This window comes from Agarivorans sp. QJM3NY_25, assembly GCF_050870875.2.
GTDB lineage: Bacteria > Pseudomonadota > Gammaproteobacteria > Enterobacterales > Celerinatantimonadaceae > Agarivorans.
The window spans coordinates 1,445,588-1,459,257 of sequence record NZ_CP194041.2 but is presented as its reverse complement, the minus strand read 5'-3'; the positions used below and the strand labels follow the sequence as shown (position 1 = coordinate 1,459,257).

At 42.9% G+C, this 13,670-nt stretch carries 12 protein-coding genes; 5 read left to right on the top strand and 7 right to left on the bottom strand.

Translation table 11 applies throughout. From position 1 onward, the window contains the following. Nucleotides 1-78: 78 nt before the first annotated feature. The 3 genes from ACRRSW_RS06735 to ACRRSW_RS06725 form a co-directional block, all read right to left on the bottom strand. Nucleotides 79-642, bottom strand: a complete 564-nt coding sequence (locus ACRRSW_RS06735; RefSeq protein WP_432458946.1) for a GNAT family N-acetyltransferase — start codon at nucleotides 640-642, stop codon at nucleotides 79-81. Between the two features lie 25 nt (nucleotides 643-667). Then, complete coding sequence (locus ACRRSW_RS06730; RefSeq protein WP_432458945.1) at nucleotides 668-820, bottom strand: hypothetical protein; 153 nt, start codon at nucleotides 818-820, stop codon at nucleotides 668-670. 647 nt (nucleotides 821-1,467) lie between these two features. Then, nucleotides 1,468-3,246 carry a choline/carnitine O-acyltransferase gene (locus ACRRSW_RS06725; RefSeq protein ID WP_432458944.1) on the bottom strand — a complete coding sequence of 593 codons (1,779 nt, stop codon included), beginning with the start codon at nucleotides 3,244-3,246 and terminating at the stop codon, nucleotides 1,468-1,470. A 642-nt stretch (nucleotides 3,247-3,888) separates the two neighbouring features. On the opposite strand from ACRRSW_RS06725, the gene betB reads away from it, so the two are divergent. The 5 genes from betB to ACRRSW_RS06700 all read left to right on the top strand — a co-directional run bounded on the left by betB (nucleotide 3,889) and on the right by ACRRSW_RS06700 (nucleotide 9,968). Next, the gene (betB, locus tag ACRRSW_RS06720; RefSeq protein WP_432458943.1) at nucleotides 3,889-5,355 is read left to right on the top strand and encodes a betaine-aldehyde dehydrogenase; all 1,467 of its coding nucleotides are present in this window, start codon (nucleotides 3,889-3,891) and stop codon (nucleotides 5,353-5,355) included. Between the two features lie 9 nt (nucleotides 5,356-5,364). Beyond that, nucleotides 5,365-7,050 carry a choline dehydrogenase gene (gene betA, locus ACRRSW_RS06715; RefSeq protein WP_432458942.1) on the top strand — a complete coding sequence of 562 codons (1,686 nt, stop codon included), beginning with the start codon at nucleotides 5,365-5,367 and terminating at the stop codon, nucleotides 7,048-7,050. A 255-nt stretch (nucleotides 7,051-7,305) separates the two neighbouring features. After that, the gene (locus ACRRSW_RS06710; RefSeq protein ID WP_432461100.1) at nucleotides 7,306-8,523 is read left to right on the top strand and encodes a BCCT family transporter; all 1,218 of its coding nucleotides are present in this window, start codon (nucleotides 7,306-7,308) and stop codon (nucleotides 8,521-8,523) included. A gap of 600 nt (nucleotides 8,524-9,123) precedes the next feature. Next, nucleotides 9,124-9,435 carry an antibiotic biosynthesis monooxygenase family protein gene (locus ACRRSW_RS06705; RefSeq protein ID WP_432458941.1) on the top strand — a complete coding sequence of 104 codons (312 nt, stop codon included), beginning with the start codon at nucleotides 9,124-9,126 and terminating at the stop codon, nucleotides 9,433-9,435. Nucleotides 9,436-9,479: 44 nt separating this feature from the next. Further along, nucleotides 9,480-9,968 (top strand): GNAT family N-acetyltransferase, encoded by a 489-nt coding sequence (locus tag ACRRSW_RS06700; protein ID WP_432458940.1) that lies wholly within the window; start codon nucleotides 9,480-9,482, stop codon nucleotides 9,966-9,968. 97 nt (nucleotides 9,969-10,065) lie between these two features. On the opposite strand, the gene ACRRSW_RS06695 is transcribed toward ACRRSW_RS06700, so the two are convergent. The 4 genes from ACRRSW_RS06695 to ACRRSW_RS06680 form a co-directional block, all read right to left on the bottom strand. Beyond that, complete coding sequence (locus ACRRSW_RS06695; RefSeq protein WP_432458939.1) at nucleotides 10,066-10,698, bottom strand: bifunctional 4-hydroxy-2-oxoglutarate aldolase/2-dehydro-3-deoxy-phosphogluconate aldolase; 633 nt, start codon at nucleotides 10,696-10,698, stop codon at nucleotides 10,066-10,068. Nucleotides 10,699-10,705: 7 nt separating this feature from the next. Next, entirely contained in the window at nucleotides 10,706-12,025 is a 1,320-nt protein-coding gene (locus tag ACRRSW_RS06690; RefSeq protein ID WP_432453980.1) for a TRAP transporter large permease, read from the bottom strand. Further along, entirely contained in the window at nucleotides 12,018-12,557 is a 540-nt protein-coding gene (locus ACRRSW_RS06685; RefSeq protein WP_432453981.1) for a TRAP transporter small permease subunit, read from the bottom strand. The genes ACRRSW_RS06690 and ACRRSW_RS06685 overlap by 8 nt, the downstream gene beginning before the upstream one ends. Before the next feature lie 66 nt (nucleotides 12,558-12,623). Beyond that, nucleotides 12,624-13,631, bottom strand: a complete 1,008-nt coding sequence (locus ACRRSW_RS06680; protein ID WP_432453982.1) for a TRAP transporter substrate-binding protein — start codon at nucleotides 13,629-13,631, stop codon at nucleotides 12,624-12,626. Nucleotides 13,632-13,670 lie beyond the last annotated feature (39 nt).

Here is a 13,670-nt window from a genome sequence, read left to right as displayed (position 1 = left end):
TTAGCGTCAAAGCGCAGGTGAATAGTAAGTCTAGTGCCGTGAAGAGCTCGCCTGCAGGATCGGTATGAGCGCCTACATTCACAATGGGGGCTTCAAAGAGAAATCCAACTGGTATTCATTGATTCGCTCAATCCGATCATTTGCCAGTTCATGAGCGATTTGTACCGTGAACTGAAAACCAAGCTTTTTAAGTACTGCACCGCTCGCACTGTTCCATGGCTGTGTCCCTGCCCACAACAAATTCTGAAACCCGCTCGCTTTTAGCTGGTGAATCAATGCCTGACAAGCTTCTGTCGCGAGACCTGCCCCCCAATACAATGGATCGATCCAATACGCTAAAGCAAAGCCAGCTCCTCTTCGTGACAATGAGAGTTGACCAATAACTAACTGAGTATATTTATGGCGAATGCTCCATACATAACATGAACCACTTTCCCAGTCTTTTACTCGGCTTTCATGCCAAGCAATGATCTGCGCTTTAGTTTTAAGCCGTGCAAGTGGTAGCTGTCTGGGGAATTTTTCGCAATGAAGCGCGGTTTGCATGGCTTGCCAATCACTCACTTTAATTGGCCGAAATTGTAATCTATCTGATTTAAACTCTGTATTAATTTCCATCCCCGGTGCGATGTGCAAATGTTTCAAGCACTTCCCCTTATTGATTCGAGTTTTACTTCAACTCAATTTCTACAAATGAAAACGGATAATCATTGGCATTCACTGCGTGATGCTCTACACCAATAGAACGATAACAAGACTGCTCCGCTTTTAGTTCAGCGATGCCTGGACCTTCACAGGTTTCAAGAAGCAACTCACCTTTCACATTTAGGACAACAATATAATCATATCGATGCTTATGCCAGCCAGTTTCCGCACCGACAGCAAAGCTGTCACTCAGTCATCATGAAATGTAAACACAACTTGATTCGACCGTTTCTGCTGTACAACTTCCATTTGGGCCCGACTCTAATTCAATATTCTCGGGTAGCTAAAAACCAATTAAATGGCACATCGCACCAATAAGTCAACAAATTGTAAACCGCAATACCTCCGCTGCTGCGTTCACTGCAATTTATTGTTCAGTATTGATTCGAAAAATATATCGTTATCAGCCCCAACAGAAGCCTTATAGATTCTCTATGCGCATTAACCACTGGGCGATATAGGCAGCATATACCCGAGCCTCTCTTCGCCAAGTATGACTGCAAGGGCGAAATCATGTTCGAGGAAACCCGCGATGACCTTCTGCTGGCCCACGGTCAATGATAAGTGTGATGTTATTGAATGATGTCAACATAAAGCCGACAAAAATGAGTGCGAAGTAAGCGATGATTAAGCCTTACGGAACCAGGCGGCGACATCAGCGATGCGATTAGTAACCCCTTGGCAGGAGTAAGCACCAACTCACTTCATTCACTGTCACTTCGAATAGAAGTGAATTTACGCCTAGCACCTGAAGCCCAAACAATACTAGCTTCGCATTAACTCCGCCATTTCAAGCAGTGATTGCTCTATATAAGCTTGCATCTGCTCAAGTTTGTCCTGCATTGCCGTTCTACTGGTCATATTGAAACAAATGGAATCATGTTGCTTAAAATAACGGATCCCAAAGCCGTCATCGACAATCGGTCCATAACCTGCCAACTCAACGCCGTATTCTGATGTGGTACTGGTACACACAATGCTGTGTGTCAGTGCTTGATAACCCACGTCGCTAAATATTTGCGGAAGATTCTCAATACCAAGCGCATCCCCCACGCTGGTATAACGATATTTTAAGGCCAGTAAATGCGCATGAACGCCTTGACCAAAACGACACTCCTTGGCTCGTGCCACGTGCTTGCGAGTCGCTTGAATCAGCGCCGATTTTTTGGCCTCTGTAGAACAATTGGCCGCACCTATACTTTCGATAAACAGCATCGATTCAGGAGAAACCGTATACAAAACATCGATACGCCCACCGAGAAAGGTTCGAGTCATCACAGCTTCGTAGGCGCTGAAGCACTTGCCATAGAGTTTATATTCAGCCAACTGCAGCGCAAGCTGCACGAACGCATCAGGGCTGACGCCAAATTGTTTAATTTGATTTTTACCAAACTGAGTAAAATTCAAAACTCTGGTTTGAGTATTGGCAACATGCAGAGCGAACCAATCCTCCGCAGAGCAAAGCGTTTGTTTCAAATCATCGTTTAAATCAAACTCAATTTCTTCAACGAGAGGAACAGCCGCTTGATTTCTCTTCGCAGAAACTTTCGCTTGAGGCAAACAACACTGATCAATCGTGTCATAAATATGAGCGATTAAACGAAGCATGACCGAACCATCCACGCCTGAGTGCTCAAAATTGATCCCCGTTTTACCATTCTTGAAAACAATAAACTGCAGTGATTTGTCAAAGAAGCGATCCTGTCCAGAACCGTGAAGTAACTGTTTTGAGATCTCGGTGAGTGCTTCCGGGCAATCTTCATCAAGGCTCACGACAAAAGCAGCATCTTCGATAATGCGCATTCGCTCGCCATTTCTCGCCGATATGTCAAGTAAATCGGCTCTACTTTTTGCCCAGTTATCGCGTGGCAAAGTACTGAGTAAACCAAAGTTTTGTCCTTTCTCTGAACCAGAAAGAATTTCATCAAACGCAGCTTTAAGTGCAGATAGGGCGTAAATATTACCGTATTCATCCAAGACATTGAGCTGATAGATCCGCTGATGATGCATGATTACAATATGCTTTCTAGACGACCCGACTTTCAGATCATCAGTGCCTTGCTGCGGTATTCTGGTTGCAGAAAAAATATTTTGATACTGTTCCATGCAAAGTGGCAGATCTTTTTGCATGTCAGCCTTCAAGGTTTTGTTATCAATCAAAGCGATAAACTGGTAAACACTCACAATCAGCGCAGCAGCAATAGTTGCCTGTGAGTTTGTTTTTTCATCAAGCTTACTTTTCAGGTAGTAAAATACGTTACTGTGGATCACCAGCGATTTGGGACATGCTAAGTAAAAGTCACGCCAAACAGGGGCGAACCAGTTAGAAATTGCGGGGGCTTGAGCCCATTCAATCAGCTCATGCTGTAGCCTTTCTCCCTCCCCCCCGGGCTGAAGAAACCGCGTAATAAGCGCTCGAGTTTGACCTCGCTCTTGTTCCGTCAATAATGGCGCAGCCCATTCCATGAATTTACCGCAGGTTTCATTTAGCTCTGGCACCGGCATAATAGGTAGCTCTTTTTGACAACTAAATGTGTTATCCATGGACCTTTCACTCCTCAAACAAACAAGTGTTTCCTTCTCATCAGTCACCAACGAACATCCAAAAAACTAGCGTAATTTAGTCCTAAGATATAAACCCTTTATCGAGTTTGAAGCATCCCCTTTTATCATCATTTACCCAGCCAACGACCTGTAACATCGGAACGAATGTCAGTAGAGTTTATTTTAAAAGGTGAGCGTTATTTGCACTCTGCGACCATTTGATGAGAACCACGCCCGTCAGGGCTGTGCGTTCATCAGTACAGCTATAAAATGATTACAATTCAAATTGTTTTAGCTGTAATTATATCTTTTATTGATCTGAACATGACTAGCGTTATATTAATTAGTACATTTAAAACAATGTGTTATCTAATTGAGTATAAATTTACAATTCAGTAAATACTTATTCACCACTTGATAATTAGAGCTCTAATCATTAGGATCGTAATCAAATAAACACCCAGCTGATTGTTTTTTAAACGAAGCTTAGGCTTATCTATGCCAAATCACTCGGTATAACATATCTAATTACAGCCGCACTTTTGATGTCGCGCTGATACAACAACTTAAAAATACAGGCAACTCTGCAGCGGTATGAAAACGAGAACTAAAGCAGTAATTGGCCAGTATGGAGAAACCTTGATGCCATCGTTAGTCGTTTATCAAAACTATGTTCATGGTCAATATATATCTAATGGTACGGGTGAAACATTTGAAGTCATTAACCCGGCAACTGGTCGCGTCAGCTACCTGGTTGAAACGGCCAATCAAGCGATTCAAGAAGCGGCCATAAAGAGTGCTCAATCTGGGTTTCGCGCATGGTCAAAAATGCTCCCAATCGAACGCAGTCGTATTTTGTTAAAAGCCGTGGCTTTATTGCGCGAATACAACGATGAACTCGCTGCGCTTGAAGTCCTAGATACCGGCAAACCATGGCAAGAAGCATCGGTGGTTGATGTCGTGACGGGTGCCGATTCAATTGAATTTTTTGCAGGCTTAGCGCCGAGTATTGAAGGAAGTCAGCAGCCGATTGGCGATGATTTTTATTATACCCGCCGTGAGCCTCTTGGAATTTGTGCGGGAATTGGCGCTTGGAACTATCCTCTGCAAATTGCTTGCTGGAAAGCGGCCCCTGCACTGGCCTGTGGCAATGCCATGATTTTTAAACCCTCAGAGGAAACCCCGCGCGGCGCAATGCGCTTAGCTGAAATTTTGACTCAGGCAGGTCTTCCCGATGGCGTGTTTAATGTGGTTCAAGGCGATGCTCAAGTTGGCGCTTGGTTAACAGGGCACCAAGATATTGCCAAAGTGTCTTTTACTGGTGAAGTAGGCACTGGCAAAAAAGTGATGCAAGCTTCTGCTAGCTCATTAAAACAAGTCACCATGGAGTTAGGCGGTAAATCACCGCTGATCATCTTTAATGATGCAGATCTAGACAATGCTGTTTCTGCGGCCATGTTAGGTAATTTTTATACTCAGGGTGAAATCTGTACCAATGGCACTCGAGTGTTTGTGCAACAAGATATTTACCCTCGTTTTATCGAGCGTTTAATCGCGCGCACCGAACAAAACATTGTTTGCGGCGATCCGATGGATCCAAACACCAATTTTGGTGCGCTGATATCAAAAGCACATCAACAGAAAGTCCTCGATTACATCGAAATTGGCAAAGCTGAAGGGGCGACACTACTCACTGGTGGTTGCGCCTTACAACCAGAAAATGCACCCGATGGTTTCTTTGTTGCGCCAACAATTTTCACGGATTGCACCGACGATATGACTTTGTCAAAAGAAGAAATATTTGGCCCGGTGATGTCGATACTAACGTTTAGCGAAGAAGACGAAGTGATTGAGCGGGCAAATCATACCCAACTAGGTTTAGCCGCTGGCGTATTTACTCAAGATATTAACCGTGCACATCGAGTGATACATCAGTTGCAAGCTGGAATTTGCTGGATCAATGCCTATGGTGCTTCACCAGCTGAAATGCCAGTGGGTGGCTATAAAATGTCTGGTATTGGCCGAGAAAATGGCAGCGAAACATTAAAAGCGTATACCCAAACTAAAGCGGTCTATGTGGGCATGCAGCCACTTGAAAGCCCATTTTAAGGAATAAATATGAGCAACGCTCAGCAAGATTACATCATTGTAGGCGCGGGTAGTGCTGGCTGTGTGCTGGCCAATCGTTTATCAGCAGATCCGAGCAATCGGGTATTGCTATTAGAAACTGGAGGCAGTGACAAAAGTATTTTTATTCAAATGCCAACCGCATTATCCATTCCGATGAATACTAAAAAATATGCCTGGCAGTTTGAAACCGAAGCAGAACCATTTTTAGACAAGCGCCGTATGCATTGTCCTCGAGGAAAAGTACTGGGCGGCTCGTCATCGATAAATGGCATGGTCTATGTGCGAGGTCATGCGCGCGATTTTGACGAATGGCAGCAACATGGGGCAAAGAATTGGGATTATGCGCATTGTTTGCCCTATTTCAAGAAAGCCGAAACTTGGTCATTTGGCGGTAATCAATACCGAGGAGATACGGGGCCACTTGCGGTCAATAACGGCAATCAAATGAAGAACCCCTTGTATCAAGCATTTGTAAATGCAGGGGTAGACGCCGGCTATTTGGCGACTGCAGACTATAATGGCGGGCAACAAGAAGGTTTTGGCCCGATGCATATGACGGTAAAAAATGGTGTTCGTTGGTCGACCGCAAATGCCTACCTCCGCCCCGCTATGCAGCGTGATAACCTAACAGTGATTACCCATGCCTTGGTGCACAAAGTATTATTTGAAGGTAAAACCGCGGTCGGCGTGCGCTACGAGCGTAAAGGACAAGTCATTGATGTATTTAGTGATAAAGAAGTCTTGTTATCTGCTGGTTCCATCGGTTCTCCACATATATTACAGCTTTCGGGCATTGGTGAAGCGAGTACTTTAGCCAAAGCTGGCATAGAACAAATTCACCAGCTACCCGGTGTGGGCGAAAACCTGCAAGATCACCTCGAGTTCTATTTTCAATTTAAGTGTTTAAAACCAATATCTCTTAATGGAAAGCTGGACCCTTGGAACAAAATGTTAATTGGAACCCGTTGGATCCTGAATAAGTCGGGTTTAGGTGCAACCAACCATTTTGAGTCATGTGGCTTTATTCGTTCCAAAGCAAACTTAGAGTGGCCCGATCTACAATATCACTTTCTACCGGCAGCGATGCGCTACGATGGAAAAGAAGCCTTTGCCGGCCACGGTTTTCAGGTGCATATCGGTCATAACAAACCCAAGAGTCGAGGTTTTGTGAAAGTGGTTTCTAGCGACCCACATACAGCACCGAAAATTCAATTTAATTATTTATCTCATCAAGACGACATCGAAGGTTTTCGAGCCTGTGTTCGTTTAACCCGAGAAATCATTAATCAACCAGGCTTAGACGAATATCGCGGTGAAGAAATTCAGCCTGGATTAACCGTACAAAGCGATGAGGAAATTGACCGCTTTGTCAGAAATTCGGTAGAGAGTGCTTATCATCCGTCTTGTTCCTGCAAAATGGGTGAAGATGAGATGTCAGTGGTGAACTCAGAAACAAAGGTTCATGGGATTGAGGGCCTTAGGGTGATTGATTCTTCAATTTTTCCAACCATCCCGAATGGCAACTTGAATTCACCCACCATTATGCTGGCCGAGCGCGCCGCAGATATGGTTTTAGGTGTAGCAACTCTGGCGCCTAGCACTGCTGAAGTCGTGGTTGCAGAAGACTGGCAAAATAATCAGCGCTTACGGGCTGCAAAACGGCCGGCCAGCTAATCAGCCATCGCTATCATTTTATTGTAATAAGTGGGGGTTCGCCTCGCTTATCACAAATATGCGGTAACGGACCAACCGACGCGATTTCGCAAATGGTCCCTTAGCTAAGTTCAATTTATCAGGTTTTAACTATCGTCCGCACGATACTTAAGGTCTGATGGCAAAAGCCTTTATTAAAAATTGAGACCTGGCAGTTAAAACATAAAATAAGGAATTAATTATGTTTGCTAGTTATATACCTTCGGAGGCCAAATGATGACGACTTGGCTATCTATCGGCATTTTATTTACCTTCGTTGCCATTGCATTTATCATTTACCGTTGGGGAAACATCCAGTGTATTGGGGTCACTCCGGTGCGTAAGTTTACCTTTATCGCCATCCTATTTACCTCGGGATTAGATGTCGGGCTTATCATGTTCCCACTCACCGAGTTTTCTGGATACGCGGATTTAGTGACCAACCCTGAATACGCCTTCAGTAATCCATTAGCGATAGAATTTGGTTTTTGGGGTTTCTTTATTTGGGCATTCTATTTCTTAACCTGCTTCTACTTTTGTGTGATAGAGCCCAGAGTTAAGTTTTTCGAAATCCCGTTGATTAAACTCATCAACAACATTGTCATCATTGGTACCTGCGCCTTTACTGCTTACTTATTACTGGTGAATCTACCCTGGTATTTACCAGAGTTGGGTGATGGCGAGACCATCGTAGGCAGTTTTTATCTAATCGTATTATTGGTGATTGCCACGGCGGTATATTCGAGTACCAACATTCGCTACGTAAGAGTTTTAAGCTTGGCGAGCAGCTGGCTGTTTTTAGCTTTAATCGGCTTAATGTGGGCTGGCGCATTCCTTGCCGATGGTTCGGGTCTTGGTGAATTCTTCTCAACCTTTGCGCTAATTGGGGATTATTTTGCCAATCTACATCACTTTGTCTTACCGATTAACGACTACCATGAATTTTACTTATTTTGGTGGTTTGCTTGGAGCATTATGATTGGTCAGTTTACCGCACGTTTTGTCGGCGGATTTAGAACTTATCAAGTGTTAATTGCGATGATGGTATTCCCATCGATCCCTATCGCCATTTGGTTCACGGTACTATATTACTATAGTGTCAATGCAATTCCTGTAGCGGGATTTTACAATTTAGCAATGGTATTTGTTGGGGTAACATTTGTGATCAATTCGCTTGATTCATTGGTGCGCTTGTATACTGATAACCTAAATTTAACCGTACAGCGCTTTGGCAAAACAAGCTATATTATCGGTAATATTGCCGTACTCAGTGGGCTCACACTATTATTCAAACTAGATTTTCTACAAATCCAGTGGGTTGGCGCATTAGCGATAGGACTCATCTTAGGCTGCTTTGGCTATATTTTACTGACCCACTATCGCCAAGTCGTCAAAATAAAATGTTCACCAAAAGGGAATACCATCGACTATAACAAGATTGAACTATCTAATTAGATAAGGTCAATTCAGCGCGTGGTTTGCGCGATAGCGAAAGCCACGCTGCTCGATAGCTAAATCAAGCAGAATAGCGTCCCAGCTGACTCAGCTTGATTTGGCGACTACACAACAAAACCTAAAGCGTGAAAATCTCTAAATACGCCCACTCAGCTTTCAGCTTATCTAGCATTTTATATTGCACCGCGTTTGTTAAAGCCCCTTAATATCAAGCGAATGAGTAATCAGATCAACTTATTGCACAGAATAAATCTGCCAATAACCAGAGATAGAGTGCGCTAACGAGTGGCTCCAATGACAAAAAAATAATGCAGTAAGCGCTGATTTATAGCTGCGAGAATGAACCGACAATGAGTTAGATGAGTATAAGACTTTAGCCGCCAATAAGTTCTTGCTATCCTCCTCTCAGGCTTAAGTCATTGACAAGATGTTGAGTCTATTAAACTCGTAAAGATCAGCTTTGTAAGCATCTAACAATCAAATCCTATCAAATACCATGATCAATGCCGTCAAACCAAGTGGAGCAAACATCGCTACGATTATTGGAGAGAGTTATATTGAGCAGTGACCAAACAGCCTTAAATAACATCAGGAGCGCATATGTCGTTAATTGCCGAGACACCAGCACCACCTTATTACGCCGTCATTTTTACCTCTCTTCGCACGGCAGGTGATCAGGGCTATGCTGAAATGGCCGAAAAAATGTTTACACTTGCTTCCAAGCAAGCTGGCTTTATTGGCATTGAGTCTGCCAGAGAAGAACTAGGGATTACGGTTTCATACTGGTCCGATCTTGACTCAATCAAACATTGGAAAGCCAATATAGAACATCAGCAAGCTCAAAAAATGGGTCGAGAGCATTGGTATTCATCATTTAAAACTAGAATCGCTAAGGTTGAACGCGACTATTAGCTCTACAATGAAAAAGGAAAAAGGAAAAAGGAAAAAGGAAAAAGATGCTTACTCTTAGGCCAATGAAACAAAATGAGTACCCCGCATATTGTGAGTATTTCATTGATGATTACAGCCGTGAAATTGCAGAAAATTATGGTCACCCGATAGACCTTGCAATCGAGATGGCACAAAAAGCATTACAGCTTAGCTTTCCAAATGGTCTAGATACCAAACAACACGCCTTATTATGTCTTGAAATCAGCATAGACAGTCAATCAAATGTGGTGGGCTATTTATGGCATGCCATTAACACAGAGGACCAGGCAACATTCATCTATGACTTTTATGTTAACGAAACCTATCGAGGTCGAGGTTATGCTAAGCAAGCGATTGCGCTTCTAGAAGCTCAGCTTCAGCAGCAGAGTATAAAACAGATCAAGCTTAGAGTTGCTTACCAGAATAAACGCGCGCTCAAACTCTACCAAGCACTAGGCTTTAGTATTTCAGGCTTCAATATGTCTAAAATTCTGGAAGGGCCATCTAAGAGCTGATGACAAACAACTGATAACGAATATATACCTTGTGAATCAATTTAGATTCACAAGGTATATGGTGCGGCTCAGCAGAGATGATGACTTGGCTTAGGCATCACGCTTGGTTAACCAGCGCAACAGTGCGTTTCACCAATTCACTCACGCTATCCCAGTCAGATTGTTGAATGAGTTGCTTATCAACCATCCATGAGCCACCACAGGCAACAACCGCATCGATAGCAAGATAATCATTAATGTTACCTTCCGAAATCCCGCCTGTCGGCATAATATTCAACATAGAATAAGGACCAAGTAAGGCTTTAAGCATGGGGATCCCGCCAGAGGCCTCCGCCGGGAAATACTTCACGAGATGAATGCCATAATTCAAGGCCAATTCAACATCTGAAGGGCGACTAATGCCTGGAATAATCGGAATGTTATGGTGGATACATGCCTCAATGGTTTTAGGATTAATGCCTGGTGAAACAATAAAATCTGCTCCCGCATTTTTGGCCGATATCACCTGCGCTTCATTCAACACTGTGCCTGCACCAATCAACATCTTAGGCTGTGACTCGCGCAATGCCTTAATTGCATTTTCAGCGGCGAATGAGCGATAGGTTATTTCTGCTACGGGTAAATGGTTATCAACAAGTATTTTGCCTAAAGGCAATATATCCTGAGCATGCTCAACAACAATCACTGGGACAACTTTAAGCTTCGAAAGCTTGTTCAATAAATCAGACATACTTACCTCACAATAAAACAGTCACAATTTCAGGGAAAGTGAGCAGCAAAGCTAATACGGCTATCTGCATACAAATAAACGGCCAGACGGATTTGAATATATCAGTGAGTTCGATACCAGCCGGGGCTACACTCTTGAGGTAAAATGCCGCTGGACCAAATGGTGGGCTTAAGAATGAGACCTGCATGTTGACGCAGAATAGAACCCCAAACCAGACCGGGTCGTAACCTAATGCGATAATGATGGGAACAAATATGGGCATGGTTAGCATAGCAACGCCAATCCAATCGAGGAACATACCCAGTACCAACAAAACGCCCATCATGATTAGAATGGTAAAAATTGGCGGCGCATCTAAACCAATAAATAGATCTGCAATGTATTTATCTCCCCCCATCAGGTTATATACCCCAATGATCATCGTGGCACCAATACCAACCCAGATAATCATCCCGACGGTTTTTAGGGTATGTTTTAAGGCGTCAAAAATGATATTCAAGTTAAGCTCATTACGGTACCAAGCCGCAATCGCGACCCCGACGACCCCAACACAGGCTGATTCAGTAACCGACGCAATTCCCCCGTAAATGCTGCCTAATATCCATCCGGCAATCGCAACTGGTATCGCAATATCCTTCGCAATTTTCTTTTTATCTTCTCGACTTAAACCTTCTAATTCGCTTGCATCCATCGCCGGACCATAGCTTGGGTTAATATGACATAGGATCAAGATATACAACATGTAAAGACTAGAAAGTAATACCGCTGCGGGGACTGAGGCCAAAAATAGATCACCAATAGACACATTGGCGGTCATGCCATAAATAATCAGTACAATACTTGGCGGAACCATCGTGCCTAAAGCACCGCCGGCAACGACAGTACCAATCGCCAAGTTCTGGTTATAGCCCAAGCGTAACATTTGCGGTAAAGCAAGCATCCCTAGGAGCACCGTTTCTCCGCCAATAATACCGGACATCGATGCCAGCAATACAGCCACCATCATACTCTGTAGGGCCACTCCACCTTTTATTCTGCCCGCCAAAACTCGCATCGCATTGTATAGATCTCTGGCAATGCCAGTTTTATCGAGCATGGTAGCCATTAACACAAACATCGGCACAGCTACAAAAGTATACGATGAAGTAAAGTCGGTGACCCGAGACGATACCATTTGCATAATGACCGTCGTATCAAACCAAAGATATGAAAAGGAAAGAGCAACAAGCCCCGTAAGAAATCCGAGAGGCATCCCTATGAATAAAAGAAAAATCATTGCAGCGAAAATAATCGCTGTCCCCATTCCAATACCAACCACACTAAGCATTGTGATTCCCCAAATTTAATCGATCATTTCGTTTAACAATATGGCGGTAAATATGAGTGACACAAAGCAGTAGCATCACCAGACATGAAAGGAAAAAGAATCCTTTGTTTAATGCAGGAAATGGAGTATCGATAACACTCCCAGAAGTCTGCATTTTAAATTTACCGAAAGGAGAAAAGAACGCATCTTTAGTTGCACAAAAAGATCCGTAAGTTAGCATCAACATAAAAACAAAGGTTAATAGTTCAACAAGTAATTCCATCCACCACTGTGTTTTTCTTCTAAATCTTTGACGAATAAAGTCCATACAGATATGTTTATTACTTGCATAACAAGATACACCTCCATAAATAAGTGAGATACTCACTAAAAATGTAGTCGTTTCATGAACCCAATTCGTTGGACTGTTAAATACGTAACGCATAACAACTTCAAAAAAACCAATTACCACAACAACAATAAACAGGATTGAAACCCATTCCCCAGCACTAACACAAAGATGATCTATTTTTTCAGAAAAAGACCTTTTCATATAAACCTTCCATTTTAAAATTAATGGCAGGACTCGCCTGCCATTAATAACTTACAATATTATGTTTTATAGCATACCTTGAGAATCAAGATATTTAATAAGAACATCGTAATACATCTTCCCTATTTCTGAGTTATCTGCAGTTTCTTTCCAAATCGCTTTTGCGTAAGCTCTAACCTTATCAATTTCTTTTTGTTCCCAAGCTATCGGCGTCACCCCTTCTTTAATTGCTTCACCATAAGCAATCCGGTCTTCATAGTGAGCCTGTAATAGTGATTCGAGGGCCATACCTTTAAAATGCTCGACGAGGAAGCTTTGATCATCTTCTGGTAAAGCATTCCACTTTTTCAGATTCATAATAACGTGTACAGTGGGTGAAGAATGTATACCGGGGTAGATTGGGTACTTCGCTATATCGTGAACCCCTTGCTTTTGGTTGTTTGCAAAGGTAGAGAAATCGGCGGCATCGATGATCCCTTTTTCAAGTGCGGTATATATCTCAGAACCCGGTAAACCAACTGGAGCGGCCCCCATCCTAGCAAAGAGTTTTTGGATCGGTCCTGAAGGCGCTCGCATTTTAACCCCTTTAAAGTCTTCAACCTTTTCCAACTTAACTTTTGAAGGCAAGGATTCAGAGCCAGTCACAGAAACACCAATTAACTTCGCACCATAAGCTTGAAAAATCTTATCTACCACCTCCAGACCTCCGCCGTAGTAGTAGAACTTGAGAATATCTTCATCACTATTCCAAGCTGAAATAGTATCGCCAATTAAGCCAAATCCTGGGTCCTCTCCAGAATACATTGCAGCGGTTGCAATTGCGCCATCAATAATGCCATTGCGAACACCAGTTAACATATCTGATGATTTTAATACTGAATCTAAGGGTAGCAAATCAATATGAATACGACCGTTAGATGATTTCTCTACAGTATCCGTCCATTTCTTTTGAACCGTATAAACCTGTTCTCCTGTAAAATTAGAACTTTGAAAGTTCAAGCTAATATCAGCAGCCAAAGCTGAACCCGCCAATAGAATTGACGATATAGTTAAAGCAAATTGTTTTATTTTCATTTTATTACCTTCACGTTTTAATTAGGTTATTATTTTAAT